Here is a 21,183-nt window from a genome sequence, read left to right as displayed (position 1 = left end):
ATGTTAGTATATGCACTTACTGATAAAGGTAATGTAAGAGAAAACAATGAAGATTCATATTTTATTTCTACAGATGAAAAAATAAAACTTTTTATTGTAGCTGATGGCATGGGTGGATGTAATGGCGGTGAAGTTGCAAGCAGATACGCAATAGAGGTCATTACAAAGTATTTTTTTAGCAATTATAGTAGTTGTAATAAAAATGATGATTCAATAAAGAAATTCATTGAGGATGCGGTTAGAAGTGCAAACTCTCACGTTTTTAATAAATCTTTTTCGAATATAGACCTTACAGGAATGGGAACAACGCTAACTCTTCTTTTGATAGAAAATAGGAAATTTTTTATTGGGCACATAGGTGATAGCAGAGCATATTTAATAAGAGGCGATAAACTTATTCAAATTACTGAAGATCATTCTTATGTGGAAGAATTAGTTAAATTAGGCAGAATAACGCACGAAGAAGCAAGAAATCATCCACAGAAAAATATTATAACAAGGGCACTTGGCATCGATGATGAAATAGAGGTAGATATATTTACTGGCGAAGTTTTCGAAAATGACGTATTTTTGCTGTGCACAGACGGATTGACAAATATGCTTACAGACGATTTAATTTTAAAGGAATTTAATAGTTCTGAAAGCATAGATAAGGCTTGCGATAATCTGATTAAAATGGCAAAACAAAATGGTGGCTTTGACAATATTACTATTGTGGCGGTAAAGGAGGTGTGACTATATGGTTGGTAAAATGCTTGGAAATCGATATGAGATACTGGAAAAGATAGGCGAAGGTGGTATGGCAAAGGTATATAAGGCAAAATGCCATCTTTTGAATAGAATTGTTGCTATAAAAATATTGCGATCGGAGTTTGTATCGGACGAAGAATTTGTAAGAAGGTTTAAAAGAGAATCACAAGCGGCAGCAAGCCTTTCTCATCCTAATATCGTCAGCATATACGATGTTGGACAAGAAGGAGATATATACTATATTGTAATGGAATATGTCAATGGGAAAACTTTAAAACAATTAATTAAGGAAACGAATGGACCTTTGCCCATATCGAAATCCTTGGATATAGCAAGGCAAGTATGTAGAGCGTTGGAACACGCTCATAAAAATCATATTGTTCACAGAGATATTAAGCCGCAAAATATATTGGTTACAGATGACAACATTGTAAAAGTGACAGATTTTGGCATTGCAAGAGCATCTAATGGTTCTACAATAACGTATGGTGGAGGAGATGTCCTTGGCACAGCTTACTATTTTTCGCCAGAACAGGCGAAAGGCGCTATAATAGACGAAAAGACTGACATATACTCGCTTGGAATTGTCATGTATGAGATGCTGACTGGTAAAGTTCCTTTTGAAGGTGAAAGTCCCATATCAGTTGCTTTAAAGCATATACAGGAAAACATAGTGCCACCATCAAAGTTGAATCCTAGAGTACCTTATAAACTTGACAAGATAGTGTTAAAGGCCACTGAGAAAGATATAAACTACAGATATAAAAGTGCAGCCGAACTTTTAAAAGATATTGATACGTTTATAAGCGATCCAGATAAATTGATCATAGGCGATTTAACTGACAACAATGTTACGAGGGTCATGAAGGCGGAAGAAATTAACGAGAAGATCAAGGATTCAAAATTACCGAGCCAAAGAAAAGGTAGAAAAATTTTAAGAAATATAGGGATTGCAATATTGATTTTAGCACTTATGGCTTCACTGTCTTACGGTACTATGTATTTTTTAAACAATATGGCTACTGCATCAGAAGTGAAAGTACCTGATATAAAAGGCCAAACATTGGACAAAGCAACTACAGTATTGGAAAATAACAATTTGAAGTTAAATATTTCAGACAGTCAATACAGCGATGCTCCGACCAACACTATTTTGTCACAAGATCCACCGGCAGGAGAGACTGTAAAGAAAGGTTCTACTGTTAACGTAGTAGTCAGCAAAGGGAAACAGAATTCCGTTGTTCCTAATGTCATAGGCAGTGAGTACAGAGATGCTCAGTTGAAATTAAAAAATAGTGGGCTAAATGCAAATTTAATTTGGGACTACAATGATAGTTATCCAAATGGTTACGTGTATGATCAAAATCCAAGGCAAGGTGTGCAAGTTGAATACAATACTGTTGTTGATGTTTATGTAAGCAAAGGACCACAAATGGTTACAGTTCCCAATGTCCAGAACATGTCGCTTGATGATGCGACAAAAGCTTTGGAAGATGTAGGACTTAAGGTTGGAAATGTAACTACACAACCAAGCGACAGCGTGCCTGATAATTTTGTGATCTCTCAAAGCATACCTCAGGGTACCAGCATTCAAAAGGGTAAATCTATTGATTTGATTGTGAGCCAATCAACACAGACACAGCAGCAACAACAGACGCAAACTCAACTGCCGCAAGGATATAAGACAAAAGAAATTACAATTAACTTGCCTAATCAAGAAGGTCCTATGAAAGTTGATGTTTATGTTATACAAGATGGCAATAAGACATTGCAGTATTCAAATACGTATACCTATGCAGACAGTCCAATAACAGTACCAGTTGCTGGTAAAGGCAATGTTATTATTGAAGTTGATATAAACGGCAATGTTTACGAAACAATGGGGGCGAAATTTTAGTGGTATTAGTAGGACGAATTATTAAAGGCATTGGAGGTTTTTACTATGTTTCCACCGAGCATGGCACCATAGAATGCCGTGCTCGTGGCAAATTTAGAATTTCCAATATTATACCTATTGTTGGAGACTATGTTGATGTCGAATCACAAAATTTAAAAGATGGCTTTATAGTGAATATACATGACAGGAAAAACCAATTAGTAAGGCCACCTGTGTCAAATGTAGATCAAGCAATAATTACTTTTTCGATAGTTAGTCCTGATTTAAACAGATTGCAGCTTGATAAAATGATAATATTAACTGAAGTAAACGAGATAAATCCCATCATCTGCATAAATAAGGTTGATCTAGTTAATGAAGATGAATACATGCCAATATACAATACATATAAAAAATTAGGGTATGAAGTGATTACTACTTCCAAATACGATAACATTGGAATTGATAAGTTGAAAACAATTCTAAAAGGTAAAACTTCTTTTTTTACAGGTCCATCTGGCGTAGGAAAATCTTCTTTGATAAATTGTATTCATGGACATGAAAGGCAAGAGATTGGAGATTTAAGTGAAAAGCTTAATAGAGGAAAGCATACGACAAGAAATGTAGAGCTAATACCTATTGATGGTGGATATGTTTTAGATACACCTGGCTTTACTTCGCTAAATCTGGATATTGATGAAAAAAATCTCAAAAGATTTTATAAAGATTTTCAAGTCTTTGAATCAGAATGTAGATTTAATTCGTGCTTACATATTAATGAACCTGATTGTGGAGTTAAAAGTGCTGTCGCGAATGGGCTGATTGATAGAACACGATACGCAAATTATATAAGTTTATATAATGAACTAAAAGCGAACAGAAGGAGGAGATATTAGTAATGGAAATTTCTCCGTCGATTTTATCAGCTGACTTTGGAAATTTGTTATCAGATATACAAAAAGTTGAAACAGAGAAACCCGAGTATTTGCATATAGATATTATGGATGGGCATTTTGTTCCTAATATAACGATTGGACCATTGGTATTAAATGCCTTAAAAGGCAAAACCGAGATTCCATTTGACGTTCATTTAATGATAGAAGAGCCTGACAAATACATAAAAGAATTTGTCGATGCTGGAGCCAAAAATATAACGGTACATCAGGAAGCATGTGTACATTTAGATAGAACTCTCCAATTGATAAAGTCAATGGGCATAAATGCAAGTGTGGCACTAAACCCTGCTACATCTTTAGATACATTAAGATATGTATTGTCATCAGTTGATATGGTGTTGATTATGACTGTAAACCCCGGTTTTGGAGGGCAAGTATTCATAAATGGCATGTATGAAAAGATTCGCGAATTAGCATCAATTAGAAATGAAAGGGGATTGAATTTTAAGATAGAAGTTGATGGAGGTATTAATATTGATAATATAAAGGATGTAGTTTTAGCTGGAGCTGATGTGATTGTGGCTGGTTCGTTCATATTTGCCAATGGGGATCCTGGTGAAAATTTAAAAAAGCTTAGAGAGGCAGCGCTAAAATGAAGGTTTGTATTATTTCAAATGGAGAATTTAAAGATTCCAACTATTTTAAAAAAGCAATCGATGAATGTGACGTGGTAATCTGTGCGGATGGTGGTGCTAATATAGCTTACAAATTAGGTATAATGCCAAATTACATTGTCGGTGATTTGGATTCAGCAGATGATAAAATTATAGATTATTATTTGCAACAAGGTGTAATCATTGAAAAACATCCTACTATGAAAGACGAGACGGATAGTCAACTTGCAACGATAAAGGCTATAGAGATAGGCGCTAATGAGATTGTGTATTTAGCGACGATAGGAAGTAGATTTGATCATTCATTAGCAAATTTGTCGCTTTTATTGTACCTTCTTAATAGAAAAATAAAGGGGAAAATTTTGAACGAAAAAAATGAAGTCTATCTCATTGATGACTTTATCGAATTGGAAGGTAAATCAGGTGATGTAGTTTCATTGATTCCGTATAGTGCAGACGTTAGAGGGATTTACACCGAAGGGTTATTTTATCCTTTATCTGGTCAGGATATGTCTTTAGAAATGCCTTATGGGATTAGCAATGTATTTACAGATAGGAAGATTAAGATAAAGATAAATAGTGGTTATTTGCTTGTGATAAAATCTAAAGATTAGCACAAAATCCGCTCCTTTCGAATAAAATATTGAAAGAAAGGAGCAGATTTTTATGTGGAATAAAATTTATAAAAAAGTTAGAATATTAAATAAAAAACTGAATTATTCAATTGGATATATTATAATTTCGCTTGGAATATTTATAATTGTATTGTACATACCAAGTTGGCTGTGGATGATACTTTTAGGATTTGCTGTGATAATGATTGGTTATTTTATTAATGCATATTTCAAATAGCAGATAAATAGTTTAGAAGTAAAAGGATAAAGGGGGATGTATATGAGTAAAAAAAAGGAACCTAAAATATACTACATTAGAATTCCTGATTTTATAAAAAAATTTTTGTCTTCATTTACTAAGAGCAAAAAATAAAAAGCGTGCATATATGCACGTCTTTCTTTATATGGCTCTCTTAACTCTTCCTGATTTTAAGCATTTTGTGCAAACATTCAACCTTACAGGTGTACCGTCCACTATGGCTTTGACACGCTTTAAGTTTGGTTGCCATTTTTTGATTGATTTTCTGTGGGAATGGCTGTATTGATATCCTGCCATCGGTGTTTTTCCGCATACTTCACATTTTCTCATCATGTGCACCTCCTCTTTGTCAACACTAACATTTTAGCAAAAAAATTAATAGACTTCAAGAAAAATAACTACACACTCTTTTATTGTATCCACACAACAATGATATTTTAACATTATATTTTAAAGCTGTAAATACTTTTTAGTTAAAATTTGCATTAGCTTAAAATATAACAATTTTTTTCTTTATTGATGATTTAATTTGGATAAGGTAAAATATAATTATAATAGGAGGTTGTAAAAATGGAGCAAACAAAAAATAATTTAGGAAAAATAGATATTTCTGCAGACGTAATTGCATCTATGGCTAGTTATGCCACATCTGAATGTTATGGCATAGTGGGTTTAGGGAAACGTGGACCTGACGGACTTATAGAGCTTTTCAAAAATGAGCAGTCAGGTAAAGGAATAAAGATTGCATATGATGAAGATGGGATTGTTATAGATTTGTACATTGTTGTTGAATACGGAGTCAACATTAAAACTGTTGCTGCAAATATCATTGAAAAAGTCAAATACACTATAGAGACATATACAGGTGTTAATGTTAAAAATATTGTTGTAAATGTACAAAGCATAAAAGTTGATTTTTGAGGAGGAAAAATGGTTGGATCGCTTAGATGTTAATACTTTAAAACGCATGTTTAAGGCTGGATCTCAATACTTAACAAATAAATCAGATGAAGTAAATAAATTAAATGTCTTTCCTGTTCCAGATGGTGATACGGGTTCTAACATGGCCCATACATTAGATTTTGCTGTTAAAGAAATGGAAAAAGCCTCTGATAATATGAATGAAGTTCTAAATAATCTTTCCAGAGGTGCTCTCTTAGGTGCCAAAGGAAATTCAGGGGTGATTTTATCTCAAATAATTAGGGGATTCGCCAAAAATCTTTTGAACCATGACGAAATCACGACAAAAGATTTTGCTGAAGCTTTAAATGCAGGTTCAGCGATTGCACATAAGGCAGTTATGAAACCTATGGAAGGTACTATTCTAACTGTAGTAAGAGATTGTGCCAATGAGGCTTTGAAACTAACTTCTATTAATGACTTTGAAACTTTCATGGAGAAGATTGTAAAAGCTGCTTCAGAATCAGTGAAAAGAACGCCTGATCTATTGCCGGTGTTAAAGCAAGCTAATGTAGTTGATTCTGGTGGACAAGGCTTTTTATTTATGCTAATAGGAATGTTACAAGCTATAAAAGGGCATGAGATAGCTGTTCAGCATGTTGTTGAAGACATCCATAAAAAAGAAAGTAATATTACAGACATAAATTTTACTTATTGTACGGAAATGCTTATTGATGCAAAATCTGAAAATTCCTCTAAGCTTAAAGCTGAAATTGAATCTTTTGGTGATAGTATAATCGTTGTTGGAGATGAAAATTTAATAAAAGTCCATATACATACTAATTCTCCTGGACTGGTATTGCAGAAAGGCTTAGAGTATGGGGAATTGGTAAAAGTGAAGATTGACAATATGAAATTACAGCATGAAAATGTAATTTTTGAATCAAACAAAGACAGAAATACTCGTGCCAAAAAATATGGCTTTATGGCTGTTTCTCCTGGTGAAGGAATAAGCAGTTTGTTTAAAGATTTGGGGTGTGATATCGTAATAGATGGTGGACAAACTATGAATCCTAGCGCTTTGGATATATTAAATGGCTTAAAAGAAATAAATGCAGAAAATATAATTGTCTTTCCGAATAATAAAAATGTAGTTATGACATGTGAACAAGCTAAAAGTTTATCAGACAAAAATGTGCACGTCATAAATACTTACAGCTTTAATCAGGCTATAAGTGCCATGATAAACTTTGATGTCAATGCAAGCGTAGATGATGCGATCAAAAATATAAATGATACTATTGATAAGGTTACAACGGTAGAAATAACTTATTCTATAAGAGATACTGTATTAGATGGAGTGGAAATCAAGACTGGAGAAATTTTAGGATTTGTAAATGGACAATTTGTAGATAAAGGTACTGACTACAATGAAGTAGCAAGACAAATAGTGTCAAATGCTATTTCTGATGATACTTCAATAATAACCATTTATTATGGGAAAGAAGTCAAAGAAGAAGATGCAAAAAAATTGTTAAATACCATAGTATTTGATGGGGATGTTGATCTCCAATATGGTGGACAGCCTCTATACTATTATGTAATTTCGATTGAATAGGTGATTTTATGGATCTTTCAAAACCAATACAATATGTAAAAGGTGTTGGTCCAAAGAGGGCATTGCTGCTTAAAAGAATTGGTATTGAGACTGTGAAGGATGCATTAGAGTATTATCCCAGAGAATATGAAGACAGAGAGAAAATAATTCCTATAGATATGTTGAAGATTGGTGAAAAGCAAACTTTTAAGGCTTACATCGCAGGGAAAGCGAGAGAGTATAGGATTAAGGGGCTAATAATCACGAAAATACCTGTTAAAGATGGAAGTGGGGCTTTGGAACTTGTTTGGTACAACCAGCCGTATGTTAAAAATAATTTCAAATTAGGTGAAGAGTATATAATAAATGGCAGGATTTCCTATAAATATGGACAAGTGTACGTGGAAAACCCAACTATGGATAAAAGTGATGTTTTAAATCTAAATGCAGGACGAATTGTGCCGATATATAAGTTGACAGACGGATTAAGTCAAAAGATTTTAAGAAATATAATTTATAGCCTTCTAAAAGAGTATATAAATGAAATAGAAGAAATTTTTGACGAAGATTTTTTGACAGAATATAATTTGTTGGGAATAAGAAAAGCCATAAAAAACATCCATTTTCCAGAGTCACCAGAAATGTTAGAGAGAGCTAAATATAGACTTATATTTCAAGAATTTTTTATTTTGCAATTGGGGTTAAATTTGATTAAAAATAGGTATGATATTGATAAATCAGGTATAAAGTTTAAATATGTAGATTTAAGCGAATTTTTAAACAATTTAAAATTTAAGTTTACTAAAGCACAGGATAAAGCTTTAAACGAAATCTTAAATGACATGTATTCAGGAAAAGTGATGAATAGACTTTTACAAGGTGATGTTGGCTCTGGCAAGACAATCATAGCGGCAGCAGCAATGTACGTTGCGGTAAAGAATGGATATCAGGCATCCATATTGACACCAACAGAAATACTTGCGAAGCAGCACTATTTATCATTAAAGGAGTTGTATGATAAGTTAGGTGTTAAAACGGAATTGTTGACAGGAAGCATCAGCAACAAAAGAAAAAATTTAATAATAGAGAAAGTCAAAAATGGTGAGATTGACGTATTAGTTGGTACACATTCTTTAATAGAAGATAATGTTCAGTTTAAAAATTTAGGTTTGGCAATAACAGATGAACAGCATAGATTTGGAGTTAGACAAAGGGCCATGTTTAAAAATAAGGGCAATCAAACGAATGTTCTTGTAATGACGGCAACACCTATTCCAAGAACTTTGGCATTAATGCTGTATGGAGATTTGGATATATCTATAATAGACGAATTGCCTCCAGGAAGAAAGAAAGTTGAAACGTATGCTATAAGTGGAGCTTTAAGAGAGAGGGCGTATAAATTCGTCGTAAATGAAATAAAAAAAGGACACCAAGCTTACATAGTCTGCCCACTTATAGAAGATTCACAAACTATATATGCAAAATCGGCAGAGGTGGTCTATGAAGAAATTTATAAGGGCGTTTTTAAGGATTTTAGAGTTGGCTTAGTTCATGGTGGAATGAATTCAAACGATAAGGACAAAGTGATGAGTGAATTTGTTGATGGGGAAATAGATATATTAGTTTCTACAACAGTTATTGAAGTTGGTGTAAATGTTCCAAACGCAACAGTAATTGTTATTGAAAACGCAGAGAGATTTGGATTGGCTCAGTTGCATCAATTAAGGGGGCGTGTTGGAAGATCATCACATCAATCGTATTGTATTTTGATAGCTTACTCATATTCTGATGTTGTCAAAAAAAGATTGAAGGTTATGACTGAAACAAATGATGGTTTTAAAATTGCAGAAAAAGATTTGGAGATAAGGGGACCAGGAGAATTTTTTGGAGTAAAGCAACATGGATTGCCTGAACTTAAATTGGCCAATTTATTTGATGATATAGAAATATTAAAACTGGCTCAAAAAGCTGTAGAAAGATTTATAAGTTATGATGGTAATTTTGAAAGACATAGTAAAATGAAAGCAGAATTGATAGAGAGATTTAGGGATAAATTAGAAGGAATTATACTAAATTAATTGCTGGGAGGAAAAGATAATGGGAAAGATAGCCATAGTGACAGATAGTGTATCTGATATTCCAGATGATATTGTAAAACTATATGATATATATGTTGTGCCGCTGACAGTTGATATTGATGGTATATCTTATAAAGACGGAGTAGATATAAAAAAAGATGAATTTTACGATTTGATAAATTCTGGGAAAATGCCTAACACTTCACAAGTATCACCTATTGAATTTATGGATGTTTTTAGTGATTTGTTGAAAAGTTATGATGAAATAATCTGTATTTTAATGTCATCAAAATTAAGTGGTACATATCAGTCAGCATTGTTGGCTAAAGACAATTTAAAAAATCAAAACATAACAGTGATTGATTCTAAAAATTTTTCTTTAGGCGAGGGATTTATTGTCATCGAAGCTGGAAAAATGGCGTGCAATGGCAACACCAGTGATGAGATAATTGCCAGAGTGACAAACATGATACCAAAAATTAGCTATACAATGATCTTTGATTCGTTGGATTATCTTTACAAAGGAGGACGATTAAAAAAGACGCAGGCGATTTTAGGAAGTATTTTAAATATTAAGCCAATACTGGTTAATAATGATGGCGAATTAGAAATAAAGGACAAGGTTAGAGGTCGAAAAAATGCTATAAAATGGATTATAAATTATATGAGAGAGACTAAAGTCGATTTTACTAAAAAAGAGATTGGGCTTTTACATACTGATAGGGAAGAGTTTATGTTAGAAATTGAGAATGCAATTCGCAACGAATTTGGTGCAACTAATTTTATAAGAAATAGGGCCGGTTGCACAGTCGGAGTTCATGCTGGACCGTCTGCTGTTGGAATATTTTTTGAATCTAATTAATTTTTATTTTAAATAAGTTTTAACGCCATTTTTGTCACCTCGAAACAAAATTGCTAAATAAATTATAGTTTATTGATGTCTTTATTGGGCAAATTAATATTGAAATCATTAAATGGAGGTGATAAAAATGGCAGCAGGTTCAGAGACAAAAAATCCTCTTGTAGTAAGAGAAGCTAAGCAAGCTATGAGCAAATGGAAATACGAAATAGCAAGCGAACTTGGAATAAATCCTCCAGCCGATGGTTATTGGGGCACACTTACATCCCGTGATTGCGGCGCTGTAGGTGGTCACATGGTGAAAAAAATGATCCAAATGGCTGAAAGCCAAATCGCTAATAAAGGTACACTTAGATAACAAAAGATACCCTCACGGGTATCTTTTTAAATAAGATTTTGGAAATATATCTCAACAATATATAAGAAAATATTAACATGAATATATAAAATAATATGTGGCAAATTAATATTGAAATCATTAAATGGAGGTGATAAAAATGGCAGCAGGTTCAGAGACAAAAAATCCTCTTGTAGTAAGAGAAGCTAAGCAAGCTATGAGCAAATGGAAATACGAAATAGCAAGCGAACTTGGAATAAATCCTCCAGCCGATGGTTATTGGGGCACACTTACATCCCGTGATTGCGGCGCTGTAGGTGGTCACATGGTAAAAAAGATGATCCAAATGGCTGAAAGCCAAATCGCTAATAATGGAACATTGAAGTAATTAAATTAAAAGGGTAGCCAATTGCGGTTACCCTTTTTAATTAAAATTTAATCCAGGTAGTAATCTACCTGGATTGGGAGAGGAGAAATTGAAGGAAGAATTTTGGGGAAATTGGTTTCCCAAGTATATTATTTGCCATATCTTAAAAGTTTTATACATAATTTTGTATCTAATCATAAAATGTGCTAAAATATTTTAGAATTGGAGGTGTGATTTTGAGGGTTATATCTGGTATGGCTAAAGGCAGAAAATTAAAATGCCCACCTGGAAGGGCAATTAGGCCTACGTCTGACATGGTTAAAGAATCGCTTTTCAATATAATAAGTGCTGACATATACGATTCTATATTTTTAGATTTATTTTCTGGAACAGGTAGTATAGGTATTGAAGCATTAAGTAGAGGAGCTAATATTTGCTACTTTGTAGAAAAAGTATATAATAATATTAAATACATAAATGATAATGTTAAATTGCTTGGCTCTATTGATAGTGCAGTGATTTTGCATATGGATGCATTGCATGCTTTAGATTATTTTAATAAGAATAATATTAAGTTTGATTTTATATACATTGATCCGCCGTATTACAATAACTTGTATGTTGAACCGTTAAATAAAATAAGTGAATATGAGTTATTGAATACTGATGGTTACGCAATTGTTGAGCATCATAAAAATGATTTTTTAGAAGAAAGGTACGGCAGCTTGCAAAAATTTAGGATGAAAAAATATGGAGAAACGATATTAACATTTTTTAAGGAGGCAACAGATGAATATAGCAGTATATCCAGGTAGTTTTGATCCTGTTACAAATGGGCATTTAGATGTTATAAAAAGAGCAGCAAAAGTTTTCGATAAATTAATTGTAGCGGTGCTTGTTAATCCATCTAAAACTCCTATGTTTTCATTGGAAGAACGAGTAGAGATGTTAAAAGAAGTAACTGCTGACATTGAAAATGTGGAAATTGATAGTTTTTCTGGTTTGCTTATAGAATATTTAGAAAAAGTCAATTCAAAGATTATTGTAAAAGGACTGCGAATGGTTTCAGACTTTGAATACGAATTTCAGATGGCTTTGATAAACAAAAAGTTAAATCCGGAAGTTGAAACTATATTTTTTATGACAAGCAATAAATATGGATATCTAAGTTCCAGCATAGTTAAAGAAGTAGCAAGGTTTGGGGGGTGCTTATCGGATCTCGTTCCAGATTCAGTAATTGAAAAGATATTACAAAAAATTAAAGATTAAGGGGGCATTTCGTTGGAAGTGGCTGATAATTTAGAAGTATTAGAACTTTTAGATTCATTGGAGGATTATATCGAGAAAAGTTCCACCATACCTCTATCGCAAAAAACCTTGATAAATAAGGATGAAATCTTGGAAATTATAAAGCAAATCAGAATTAAGCTGCCTGATGAATTAAAAAAAGCTGAGTGGATTAAACAAGAAAGGCAAAAAATATTGATAGAAGCCCAGCAAGATGCTGAAACAATTTTGAAAGAAGCTGAGCAGAGAATTAATCAAATGGTAAATGAAAATGAAATTGTTAAAAAAGCCGAAAAAAAAGCAGCAGAAATAATAGCTCAAGCGCAAACTAATGCAAAAGAAATAAGACTTGGAAGCAAAGATTATGCTGACGAACTGTTAGCTAAACTGGAGAAAAATGTTTCAGAATTATTAAATACGATAAAGAATAATAGGAATGAATTAAGAGGCATAAAGTAATCATGCCTCTTTGTTTGTCATGGAAATTAGGATGACAAGAAAAATAACAGATAAAAGTGAAATTATAAACATAAGTGAAGATATCTCAAATATGCTTATCATACTCTTCATATTACCCTGATAGAAAGCTTCTGTAGCTGTTATATTGTCAATGTTTATAAATTTCAAAAAGACAAAGGAAAACAATGCAGCAAAAAGGCTATGAATAGCCTTTGCAATTAAATACGGTAAGTAGTTTATCTTGGTGTTATTAATGACACCTATTACTTGTCCATGCGTTGATAGGCCACCCCATGCTAAAATTGAGCTTATTAGTATGACCTTTTGGTATAATGGTGCTGTTGCTTGGCTAATCATATTGGAACCTATCGTGATCTCCATTAAGCCGCTTAGATATCCAGCAATCAAATTTTTGTTAAAACCAATTGCTTCAAATATCGGTGTAATAACCTTTTCTATAGCGTCTATTAAACCGTATACCTTTAGAAATTCTATTAAAACTGAAAATGTTATAATATAACCACCTATCATGATCATCGTGTTCATGGAGTATTTAACTGCACTTCCTAAGATTTCTCCAAAATTAGCTATTAAATCATCAGGATTGCTTTGACGAATATTATGGTATTCTGAACTTTTTAAATTTTTATTTTCGATATTATAATTTCTAAAAATTATACCAGTAGTAATTGCTGCTAAATAATTTGACAACATTATTATATAACCAATTGTAGAGCTATTAAACATCCCCATGGCGACTACGCCTAACATAAATAGTGGTCCAGAGTTGTTGCAAAATGTCATTAACCTTTCAGCTTCGGCTGTATTTAAAAGTTTTTCTTCCCACAATCTTTTTATTATTTGCGCACCAACAGGATACCCAGATGTGTATCCAACAGCCATTGCAAAACCACCGTTGCCAGAAACATTGAATATTGGACGCATTATAGGCTCTAAAAATTTACCAAGCATTTTGACAAATCCTAATTGTACCAGCATTTCAGATCCGATGAAAAAGGGAAGTAACGCTGGGAATACTGTAAAAAGCCATAGATTGATTCCTGACTTTGCAGCAGCAAGCGAATTTTTTGGGAATATTATAATTGAAATAACGAGAAATAAGACAAACACAATCGATAAAGCTTTTGTTTTATCTCCTTTCAATGTTGTCCCCCCCCTTGAAGTTTCCATAGTATATTTTTATTAAAGAGGGGGAAATAAAATGATTATTTTACTATAAACTTTTTAGTAAAATCCAAACTTGAAACTGGTTCATTTGTATATGCAAGCGTATATATGTCTGTTGCTTTTAAATCTATTTCAAACATTTCTACGTTAGACAGGATTTTGTTATATTCAGAAACTTTAGTAATAATTGGTATGCTTGCTTTGTTTTTAATTTCTCTAAGCAATTTTAAACCTTTCTTAGTGGCGCCTAATATTCTTATATAATTTGGCCCATCAAATTTTAAATAAATGCTTGAATCAATATCCAATAAGACGTGCATCATTATTCGCCTTATTCTGCTTTCGGTATACCTTTTAGTTTTGATGTAGCCGATTATGTCGCTTAAATTATTGTAAAGAGATGAGGCTTTTTTTATACGATTTTCTAAGCCTTCTGTAACGTCAAAAACATCTTTTACTGATGCATCATTTCTCAAACGATAAACTACTATTTTAGCAAAATCGTCTAAATTAACGGGACCATGACCTTCTGCAATGCAATTTTTTAAAATTTCAAGAGAATATTGTGGCATATATTTTTCTAATATAGAATAATTTTTATCGTTTATGGCTTTTCTAAGATATGTAGCACTTGCAAAAGATTCTACTGTTTCCAGAGAATTATAGCCTGGTCCAAATCTTTTTAATGTCAAAGGTTTAATATTGCTGTTTAACTTGATTAAGCTTTTTATGTATTCAATTCCAAGTATGTTATTTGGATTTCCGATAATATTGTCAATGGTCCTTCCAAAATATTTTGATAATGCTACTTCACGTGCCTTTGCATATGTGATGCCGCTTTTTAAATAATTTTTCAAAAGCGATTTATAGTCTTCTGGTTCATCTAACAGAAATTTTGATATTTGGTATAATTCGTCAATAAAGCCATGTTCGCTTCCAAACGATATGTAATCAACGATGTGTAATGAATCAAGTAATTTTATTGCACCGTATGCAAATTTTTCTGCAGTGGAAACAGCGTATATTGTAGGTAACTCAATGACTAAATCTATTCCGGATAATAGTGCTGATTCCGTTCTTGACCACTTATCTATGATAGAAGGAATGCCACGCTGCACAAAATTGCCGCTCATTACTGCTACCACAAAGTCTGCTTTTGTCATTTCGATAGATTTTTTTATGTGATATATATGTCCATTGTGAAGTGGATTGTATTCTACAATTAAACCTAATACGCTCATAATATGCGCCTTTCTAAAAAATTATTAATTGTACTTATTATTTTATAAAAAATATGTTAAAATGTAAAATGTGTATACAATATATTTCTTCTTTTTAAAGGAGAAATATATAAAGATAAATATTTTGGAGGAAGGGACGATTTTATGAGTATTATTCAAAGTATCATTGAAAAAGCCAAAAGTGACAAAAAGAAAATTGTTCTGCCGGAAGGTGCGGAACCAAGGACATTAAAGGCTGCTGAGATAGTCCTAAAAGAGGGAATCGCAGATTTAGTGCTTCTGGGAAATGAGGACGAGATAAAAAGTGCAGCAAAAGATTTGGACATATCCAAAGCAGAAATCATTGACCCTGTAAAGTCTGAAATGTTTGATAGGTATGCTAATTATTTTTATGAATTAAGAAAGAGTAAAGGAATTACTTTAGAAAAAGCCAGAGAAACAATCAAAGATAATATTTATTTTGGATGTATGATGGTTAAAGATGGTTATGCTGATGGATTGGTATCTGGTGCTATTCATGCTACTGCAGATTTATTAAGACCCGCATTTCAGATAATTAAAACGGCTCCAGGTGCAAAGATAGTATCAAGCTTTTTTATAATGGAAGTACCTAATTGCGAATATGGTGAAAATGGTGTATTTTTGTTTGCTGATTGTGCAGTTAATCCATCACCTAATGCAGAAGAACTTGCTTCTATTGCTGTACAATCTGCTAATACTGCGAAGAATTTGTTGGGCTTTGAACCAAAAGTTGCGATGCTTTCATTTTCCACAAAAGGCAGTGCATCACATGAATTAGTAGATAAGGTAAGAAAAGCGACAGAGATAGCAAAGGATTTGATGCCAGATGTTGCTATCGACGGTGAATTGCAATTAGATGCTGCTCTTGTTAAAGAAGTTGCAGAGTTAAAAGCTCCAGGAAGCAAAGTTGCAGGATGTGCAAATGTGCTTATATTCCCTGACTTACAAGCTGGCAACATAGGATATAAGCTTGTGCAGAGGTTAGCTAAGGCAAATGCAATTGGACCGATAACACAAGGAATGGGTGCACCAGTTAACGATTTATCAAGAGGATGCAGTTATAGAGATATTGTCGATGTAATAGCAACAACAGCTGTACAAGCTCAATAAAATGTAAAGTATGGAGGATGAAAACTATGAAAATACTGGTTATTAATTGCGGAAGCTCTTCACTGAAATATCAACTAATTGAATCTACTGATGGAAATGTGCTGGCGAAAGGTCTTGCCGAAAGGATCGGCATAAATGATTCTCTATTGACGCATAACGCTAATGGAGAAAAAATCAAGATAAAAAAAGACATGAAAGATCACAAAGACGCAATAAAATTAGTTTTAGATGCTTTGGTAAACAGTGATTATGGTGTTATAAAGGATATGTCTGAAATAGATGCTGTAGGCCATAGAGTTGTTCACGGAGGAGAATCTTTTACTTCATCAGTCCTAATAAATGATGAAGTGTTAAAAGCAATAACAGATTGCATAGAATTAGCTCCACTGCATAATCCTGCTAACATAGAGGGTATTAAAGCTTGCCAGCAAATCATGCCAGACGTTCCAATGGTGGCAGTATTTGATACAGCTTTTCATCAGACAATGCCTGATTATGCATATCTTTATCCAATACCTTATGAATACTACACAAAGTACAGAATAAGAAGATATGGATTTCATGGTACGTCGCATAAATATGTTTCAAATAGGGCTGCAGAGATTTTAAATAGGCCTATTGAAGATTTGAAAATTATAACATGTCATCTTGGAAATGGTTCCAGCATTGCTGCCGTCAAATATGGTAAATCAATTGACACAAGCATGGGATTTACGCCATTAGAAGGTTTGGCTATGGGTACACGATCTGGAAACATAGATCCATCTATCATTTCTTATCTTATGGAAAAGGAAAAGATAAGCGCTGAAGAAGTGGTAAATATATTAAACAAAAAATCCGGCGTTTATGGCATTTCAGGAATAAGCAGCGATTTTAGAGATTTAGAAGATGCTGCGTTTAAAAATGGTGATGAAAGAGCTCAACTTGCTTTAAATGTATTTACGTATCGAGTAAAGAAGACGATTGGCGCTTATGCAGCAGCTATGGGAGGCGTTGATGCCATTGTATTTACAGCAGGCGTTGGTGAAAATGGACCGGAGATACGAGAATTTATACTTGATGGATTAGAGTTCTTAGGGTTTAGCTTGGATAAGGAAAAAAATAAGGTGAGAGGTAAAGAAACTATTATATCTACGCCAAATTCAAAAGTTAGCGTGATGGTTGTCCCGACTAATGAAGAATACATGATTGCTAAAGACACTGAAAAGATTGTAAAGAGTATAAAATAGCATTCTTGACAAATGTTTACCCCATTAGTATAATTAATTTTGGCAATTATATTGGGGTGAGAAAATGAAAATTGATTTATCAAAAATTAAGGGACATAGGGGTCGCAGCATTGAAGTCAACTACGTAGAAAATCTGAGTGTTCTTGAGGCAAATAGCAACAGATACGTGGTTATAAAGCCAATTACCGTTACTGGAAGCATAACACACGACAGTGAAGGGATAGTTTTAAAGCTTTTAGCACGTGGGGCTATTAAAGTAACATGCGATAGGTGCCTTGATGAATTCGAGTATGAGTTTGTAATACCGATTGATGAAGTAGTGAACGAGTCTGATGATGAATTTTCTGGTGAAGTGGAAGATGAAAAGCTTGATTTGACGAAGATTGTAATTGAAAATGTAGAACTTTCTCTTCCGATGAAATTCATTTGCTCCGATGATTGCAAGGGTCTATGTCCTACTTGTGGTAAAAATCTTAATCATGAAAAATGCGATTGCCAAATAAAAGAAATTGATCCACGCCTTTCAGTTTTGAATAAATTACTGCAGAAGATGTAGGAGGTGTATAGTATGCCAGTTCCAAAGCGTAGAACATCTAAGGCAAGAAGAGATAAGAGAAGGCATAGCCATAGTTTAGCTGTACCTGCTTATGTTTTGTGCCCACAATGTCACGAACCAAAATTGCCTCACAGAGTTTGCTTAAGCTGTGGTTATTACGATGGTAAAGAGGTATTGAAAGTGGAAGAAAAGTAATGGAGTTTTCTCTATTACTTTTCTTTTTTTATTTCTTGACTTTTATACATGGCGTAATTTATAATTATGAGTAAGTCATAAAAACAACTTATATTTGGAGCTGATAATGTGGCCACGAAGCTTAGTAAAAGAGATAGACTAAAAAAATTAAAAATTGAAATCGAAAAATATCCATTTTATACTGATGACGAATTAGCTGATTTGTTTTCGGTTAGCGTTCAGACGATAAGGCTGGATAGAATGGAATTAGGTATTCCAGAGCTTAGAGAAAGAATAAAGAACGTTGCTGAAAAAAATTATAACAAGGTAAAAGCAATAGTAGGCAGCGAAATAGTAGGTGAGCTTATCGATTTAGAGTTAGGAAAAAGCGGAATATCTGTTTTCGAGCCTACGCCTGAAATGGCTTTTTTAAAGACGAAAATTATAAGAGGGCATTACATATATTCACAAGCAGAGTCTTTGGCGATATCTGTTATCGATGCTGAGGCTGCATTGATAGGTGTTGCAAATATAAAGTATAAATATCCAGTCAAGATAGGTGATAGGCTTGTCGCAAAAGCAGAAGTAACCAGAAAAAGAGGAAATAAATATTTTGTATGGGTTATGATTAAAGTGAAAGATAGAGAAGTGTTCAGAGGCAAATTTATATTAGTATCTTTAGAAAGCGATAGCACCGAAAAGGAGGTGCAACAACCTTGAAAATAGCAGTTGATGCTATGGGCGGAGATTATGCTCCATATGAAATAATAAAAGGTGTTGAAAAGGCATTAGATAGTTTTGATATAGAAATAGTTTTGGTTGGAAACAAAGAGCAATTAGATAAATATGTAAAAGAAAAAGATGGCTTGATTATTGTACATGCAAAAGATGTAATTACAAACAATGAACCACCTGTAGCTGCCATAAGGAAAAAGAAAGATTCTTCTATGGCTGTTGGCATTGAAATGCTTAAAAGGGATGAAGTGGATGCTTTTTTATCAGCAGGCAATACGGGTGCTTTAATGGCGGGTTCGCTTTTTAATATTGGAAGGATCAAAGGGATAGATAGGCCAGCGTTGGCACCAATACTGCCAACTTTGAATGGTGCCACGATTTTACTTGATGCAGGTTCAAACACAGATTGCAAACCAATAAATTTGTTCCAGTTTGCTATAATGGGAAGTGTATATGCACAAAAAATGCTTAATGTCGAGAACCCTAAAATTGGATTGTTTAATATTGGCGCTGAAGAAGAAAAAGGAAATGAGCTTACAAAACAAGTTTACGATTTAATAAAAAACTCTCATTTAAATTTCATTGGAAATGTCGAGGGTAGAGACATTGCTTATGGGATTGCAGACGTTGTAACATGTGATGGATTTGTTGGAAACGCCATCTTAAAATCTATGGAAGGGACTGCATCTGTAATATCATCCTTGTTAAAGCAGGAGCTTCAAAGGAATATATTTACTAAATTAGGTGCTATGTTAATTTACGGTGCTTTAAAGAACATAGTTAAGAAAATGGATTACACTGAATATGGTGGTGCTCCGCTTCTTGGTATAAAAAAACCTGTTATTAAGGCTCATGGAAGTTCGAAAGAAAAAGCAATTTTTAATGCTATAAGACAGGCTAAAACAATTGTGGAAATGGATGTTATATCACACATCCAGAGGGAAATAGAATTGATTGGAGATGATATAAGTGCCGCAAAATAGAGATTTCAAAGCTGGAATTTTAGGAACGGGAAGTTTTGTCCCAGAAAACAAGTTGACAAATCAAGATCTAGAAAAGATGGTGGATACTTCAAATGAATGGATCGTATCGAGGACAGGAATAAAGGAAAGACGCATTGCACCACAATCAATGACTACGTCTTACATGGCAACTGAAGCGGCAAAAAAAGCTATTGAAGATGCTGGTATAGAAGCTTCAGAAATAGATTTAATTATCGTTGCAACTGTTGTTCCAGATATGAATTTCCCTTCTACTGCTTGTCTTGTACAGGCGAATATTAAAGCTACAAAAGCAGCGGCTTTTGACATAGAAGTAGGATGTTCTGGATTTATATATGGCCTTTCTATAGCAAAACAGTTTGTGGAGAGTGGTACATATAAGACTGTCCTTGTGATTGCAGCAGACGTGTTATCAAAAATAACCAATTGGGAAGACAGGAATACTTGTGTACTATTTGGTGATGGAGCAGGGGCTGCTATAGTAGGTCCGGTTAAAGATGGATACGGAATTTTAGACAATGTCATTGGGGCTGATGGAACTGGAGGAATGCATTTATACATGCCAGCTGGTGGTTCGCGAATGCCAGCAAGTGAAGATACTGTAAAAAACAAATTACATACAATCCATATGAATGGGCAGGAAGTTTTTAAATTTGCAGTCAATGTCATGAATACAGCAACTGTAGAGGTTTTAAATAGATGCGGATTGAAACCTGAAGATGTAGATCTTTTTATACCACATCAAGCAAATATTAGAATAATAGATGCAGCAATGAAAAAGTTGAAACTATCAAAAGAAAAAGTTTTTATCAACTTGGATAAATACGGAAATATGTCTGCAGCTTCTGTCATTGTCGCTTTAGACGAGGCTTTAAAAGCAGGGAGAATAAAAAATGGAGATATAATTTTGATGGTTGCGTTTGGCGCTGGTTTAACGTGGGGTTCTACTGTGATAAAGTGGTTGAGATAGGAGTG

Annotated in this window: 24 protein-coding genes; 21 read left to right on the top strand and 3 right to left on the bottom strand. The window is 33.6% G+C overall.

Annotated elements, in window-relative coordinates:
• From HNR52_RS03635 to HNR52_RS03615, 5 genes are read left to right on the top strand one after another with little or no spacing between them, the layout of a single operon-like run.
• Entirely contained in the window at positions 1-735 is a 735-nt protein-coding gene (locus tag HNR52_RS03635) for a Stp1/IreP family PP2C-type Ser/Thr phosphatase (RefSeq protein WP_013788160.1), read from the top strand.
• A 4-nt stretch (positions 736-739) separates the two neighbouring features.
• Entirely contained in the window at positions 740-2,647 is a 1,908-nt protein-coding gene (pknB, locus tag HNR52_RS03630; protein ID WP_013788159.1) for a Stk1 family PASTA domain-containing Ser/Thr kinase, read from the top strand.
• On the top strand, positions 2,647-3,522 hold the full coding sequence (rsgA, locus tag HNR52_RS03625; RefSeq protein ID WP_435619713.1) for a ribosome small subunit-dependent GTPase A: 876 nt from the start codon (positions 2,647-2,649) through the stop codon (positions 3,520-3,522). The genes pknB and rsgA overlap by 1 nt, the downstream gene beginning before the upstream one ends.
• A 2-nt stretch (positions 3,523-3,524) precedes the next feature.
• Positions 3,525-4,178 (top strand): ribulose-phosphate 3-epimerase, encoded by a 654-nt coding sequence (rpe, locus tag HNR52_RS03620; protein WP_013788157.1) that lies wholly within the window; start codon positions 3,525-3,527, stop codon positions 4,176-4,178.
• Entirely contained in the window at positions 4,175-4,810 is a 636-nt protein-coding gene (locus HNR52_RS03615) for a thiamine diphosphokinase (protein WP_013788156.1), read from the top strand. Before rpe ends, HNR52_RS03615 begins: the two co-directional genes overlap by 4 nt.
• A 400-nt stretch (positions 4,811-5,210) precedes the next feature.
• Here HNR52_RS03615 and rpmB read toward each other — a convergent pair whose 3' ends face one another.
• The gene (gene rpmB, locus HNR52_RS03610; RefSeq protein WP_083815331.1) at positions 5,211-5,399 is read right to left on the bottom strand and encodes a 50S ribosomal protein L28; all 189 of its coding nucleotides are present in this window, start codon (positions 5,397-5,399) and stop codon (positions 5,211-5,213) included.
• 240 nt (positions 5,400-5,639) lie between these two features.
• On the opposite strand from rpmB, the gene HNR52_RS03605 reads away from it, so the two are divergent.
• The 9 genes from HNR52_RS03605 to HNR52_RS03565 all read left to right on the top strand — a co-directional run bounded on the left by HNR52_RS03605 (position 5,640) and on the right by HNR52_RS03565 (position 12,953).
• On the top strand, positions 5,640-5,990 hold the full coding sequence (locus HNR52_RS03605) for an Asp23/Gls24 family envelope stress response protein (RefSeq protein ID WP_013788152.1): 351 nt from the start codon (positions 5,640-5,642) through the stop codon (positions 5,988-5,990).
• Between the two features lie 46 nt (positions 5,991-6,036).
• Positions 6,037-7,587 carry a DAK2 domain-containing protein gene (locus HNR52_RS03600; protein ID WP_435619724.1) on the top strand — a complete coding sequence of 517 codons (1,551 nt, stop codon included), beginning with the start codon at positions 6,037-6,039 and terminating at the stop codon, positions 7,585-7,587.
• A gap of 8 nt (positions 7,588-7,595) precedes the next feature.
• Positions 7,596-9,644, top strand: coding sequence for an ATP-dependent DNA helicase RecG (recG, locus tag HNR52_RS03595; protein ID WP_435619712.1), 2,049 nt, complete (start codon positions 7,596-7,598; stop codon positions 9,642-9,644).
• 19 nt (positions 9,645-9,663) lie between these two features.
• A complete protein-coding gene (locus HNR52_RS03590) occupies positions 9,664-10,506 on the top strand; it encodes a DegV family protein (protein ID WP_435619711.1) in 843 nt (280 codons plus the stop codon).
• Positions 10,507-10,633: 127 nt separating this feature from the next.
• Complete coding sequence (locus HNR52_RS03585; protein ID WP_274892838.1) at positions 10,634-10,861, top strand: alpha/beta-type small acid-soluble spore protein; 228 nt, start codon at positions 10,634-10,636, stop codon at positions 10,859-10,861.
• Positions 10,862-11,000: 139 nt separating this feature from the next.
• Positions 11,001-11,228, top strand: a complete 228-nt coding sequence (locus tag HNR52_RS03580; RefSeq protein WP_013788148.1) for an alpha/beta-type small acid-soluble spore protein — start codon at positions 11,001-11,003, stop codon at positions 11,226-11,228.
• Between the two features lie 209 nt (positions 11,229-11,437).
• On the top strand, positions 11,438-12,022 hold the full coding sequence (gene rsmD, locus HNR52_RS03575) for a 16S rRNA (guanine(966)-N(2))-methyltransferase RsmD (protein ID WP_230197562.1): 585 nt from the start codon (positions 11,438-11,440) through the stop codon (positions 12,020-12,022).
• Entirely contained in the window at positions 11,997-12,476 is a 480-nt protein-coding gene (coaD, locus tag HNR52_RS03570; protein WP_435619710.1) for a pantetheine-phosphate adenylyltransferase, read from the top strand. The genes rsmD and coaD overlap by 26 nt, the downstream gene beginning before the upstream one ends.
• Positions 12,477-12,488: 12 nt before the next feature.
• Positions 12,489-12,953 carry a hypothetical protein gene (locus tag HNR52_RS03565; RefSeq protein ID WP_013788145.1) on the top strand — a complete coding sequence of 155 codons (465 nt, stop codon included), beginning with the start codon at positions 12,489-12,491 and terminating at the stop codon, positions 12,951-12,953.
• Here the strand turns inward: HNR52_RS03565 and ylbJ are convergent, their stop codons facing one another.
• On the bottom strand, positions 12,954-14,144 hold the full coding sequence (gene ylbJ, locus HNR52_RS03560) for a sporulation integral membrane protein YlbJ (protein WP_049781453.1): 1,191 nt from the start codon (positions 14,142-14,144) through the stop codon (positions 12,954-12,956). It abuts the gene before it with no gap.
• Between the two features lie 35 nt (positions 14,145-14,179).
• Positions 14,180-15,382, bottom strand: a complete 1,203-nt coding sequence (locus HNR52_RS03555; protein ID WP_013788143.1) for a nucleotidyltransferase — start codon at positions 15,380-15,382, stop codon at positions 14,180-14,182.
• Between the two features lie 144 nt (positions 15,383-15,526).
• On the opposite strand from HNR52_RS03555, the gene pta reads away from it, so the two are divergent.
• The 7 genes from pta (at position 15,527) to HNR52_RS03520 (ending at position 21,178) form a co-directional block, all read left to right on the top strand.
• Positions 15,527-16,513 (top strand): phosphate acetyltransferase, encoded by a 987-nt coding sequence (gene pta, locus HNR52_RS03550; protein WP_013788142.1) that lies wholly within the window; start codon positions 15,527-15,529, stop codon positions 16,511-16,513.
• A 26-nt stretch (positions 16,514-16,539) separates the two neighbouring features.
• Entirely contained in the window at positions 16,540-17,742 is a 1,203-nt protein-coding gene (locus HNR52_RS03545; RefSeq protein ID WP_013788141.1) for an acetate/propionate family kinase, read from the top strand.
• A gap of 64 nt (positions 17,743-17,806) precedes the next feature.
• Complete coding sequence (locus HNR52_RS03540; protein ID WP_013788140.1) at positions 17,807-18,298, top strand: YceD family protein; 492 nt, start codon at positions 17,807-17,809, stop codon at positions 18,296-18,298.
• Positions 18,299-18,310: 12 nt separating this feature from the next.
• Complete coding sequence (gene rpmF / locus HNR52_RS03535) at positions 18,311-18,493, top strand: 50S ribosomal protein L32 (protein WP_013788139.1); 183 nt, start codon at positions 18,311-18,313, stop codon at positions 18,491-18,493.
• A 108-nt stretch (positions 18,494-18,601) separates the two neighbouring features.
• Positions 18,602-19,192, top strand: a complete 591-nt coding sequence (gene fapR / locus HNR52_RS03530; protein ID WP_013788138.1) for a transcription factor FapR — start codon at positions 18,602-18,604, stop codon at positions 19,190-19,192.
• The gene (plsX, locus tag HNR52_RS03525) at positions 19,189-20,190 is read left to right on the top strand and encodes a phosphate acyltransferase PlsX (RefSeq protein WP_435619709.1); all 1,002 of its coding nucleotides are present in this window, start codon (positions 19,189-19,191) and stop codon (positions 20,188-20,190) included. The genes fapR and plsX overlap by 4 nt, the downstream gene beginning before the upstream one ends.
• Positions 20,177-21,178, top strand: a complete 1,002-nt coding sequence (locus HNR52_RS03520; protein ID WP_435619708.1) for a beta-ketoacyl-ACP synthase III — start codon at positions 20,177-20,179, stop codon at positions 21,176-21,178. The genes plsX and HNR52_RS03520 overlap by 14 nt, the downstream gene beginning before the upstream one ends.
• The last annotated feature ends 5 nt before the right edge of the window (positions 21,179-21,183 follow it).

This window comes from Thermoanaerobacterium thermosulfurigenes, assembly GCF_051201035.1.
GTDB classification, from domain to species: Bacteria; Bacillota; Thermoanaerobacteria; order Thermoanaerobacterales; family Thermoanaerobacteraceae; genus Thermoanaerobacterium; species Thermoanaerobacterium thermosulfurigenes.
This window is presented reverse-complemented; position numbering and strand designations above follow the sequence as displayed.

Excerpts from the sequence above, each read along its gene's own strand:
- HNR52_RS03635 (WP_013788160.1), top strand. The coding sequence starts at position 1 with ATGTTAGTATATGCACTTACTGATAAAGGTAATGTAAGAGAAAACAAT.
- pknB (WP_013788159.1), top strand. The coding sequence starts at position 740 with ATGGTTGGTAAAATGCTTGGAAATCGATATGAGATACTGGAAAAGATA.
- rpe (WP_013788157.1), top strand. The coding sequence starts at position 3,525 with ATGGAAATTTCTCCGTCGATTTTATCAGCTGACTTTGGAAATTTGTTA.
- HNR52_RS03615 (WP_013788156.1), top strand. The coding sequence starts at position 4,175 with ATGAAGGTTTGTATTATTTCAAATGGAGAATTTAAAGATTCCAACTAT.
- rpmB (WP_083815331.1), bottom strand. The coding sequence starts at position 5,399 with ATGAGAAAATGTGAAGTATGCGGAAAAACACCGATGGCAGGATATCAA.
- HNR52_RS03605 (WP_013788152.1), top strand. The coding sequence starts at position 5,640 with ATGGAGCAAACAAAAAATAATTTAGGAAAAATAGATATTTCTGCAGAC.
- HNR52_RS03600 (WP_435619724.1), top strand. The coding sequence starts at position 6,037 with ATGTTTAAGGCTGGATCTCAATACTTAACAAATAAATCAGATGAAGTA.
- recG (WP_435619712.1), top strand. The coding sequence starts at position 7,596 with ATGGATCTTTCAAAACCAATACAATATGTAAAAGGTGTTGGTCCAAAG.
- HNR52_RS03590 (WP_435619711.1), top strand. The coding sequence starts at position 9,664 with ATGGGAAAGATAGCCATAGTGACAGATAGTGTATCTGATATTCCAGAT.
- HNR52_RS03585 (WP_274892838.1), top strand. The coding sequence starts at position 10,634 with ATGGCAGCAGGTTCAGAGACAAAAAATCCTCTTGTAGTAAGAGAAGCT.
- HNR52_RS03580 (WP_013788148.1), top strand. The coding sequence starts at position 11,001 with ATGGCAGCAGGTTCAGAGACAAAAAATCCTCTTGTAGTAAGAGAAGCT.
- coaD (WP_435619710.1), top strand. The coding sequence starts at position 11,997 with ATGAATATAGCAGTATATCCAGGTAGTTTTGATCCTGTTACAAATGGG.
- ylbJ (WP_049781453.1), bottom strand. The coding sequence starts at position 14,144 with ATGGAAACTTCAAGGGGGGGGACAACATTGAAAGGAGATAAAACAAAA.
- HNR52_RS03555 (WP_013788143.1), bottom strand. The coding sequence starts at position 15,382 with ATGAGCGTATTAGGTTTAATTGTAGAATACAATCCACTTCACAATGGA.
- pta (WP_013788142.1), top strand. The coding sequence starts at position 15,527 with ATGAGTATTATTCAAAGTATCATTGAAAAAGCCAAAAGTGACAAAAAG.
- HNR52_RS03545 (WP_013788141.1), top strand. The coding sequence starts at position 16,540 with ATGAAAATACTGGTTATTAATTGCGGAAGCTCTTCACTGAAATATCAA.
- HNR52_RS03540 (WP_013788140.1), top strand. The coding sequence starts at position 17,807 with ATGAAAATTGATTTATCAAAAATTAAGGGACATAGGGGTCGCAGCATT.
- rpmF (WP_013788139.1), top strand. The coding sequence starts at position 18,311 with ATGCCAGTTCCAAAGCGTAGAACATCTAAGGCAAGAAGAGATAAGAGA.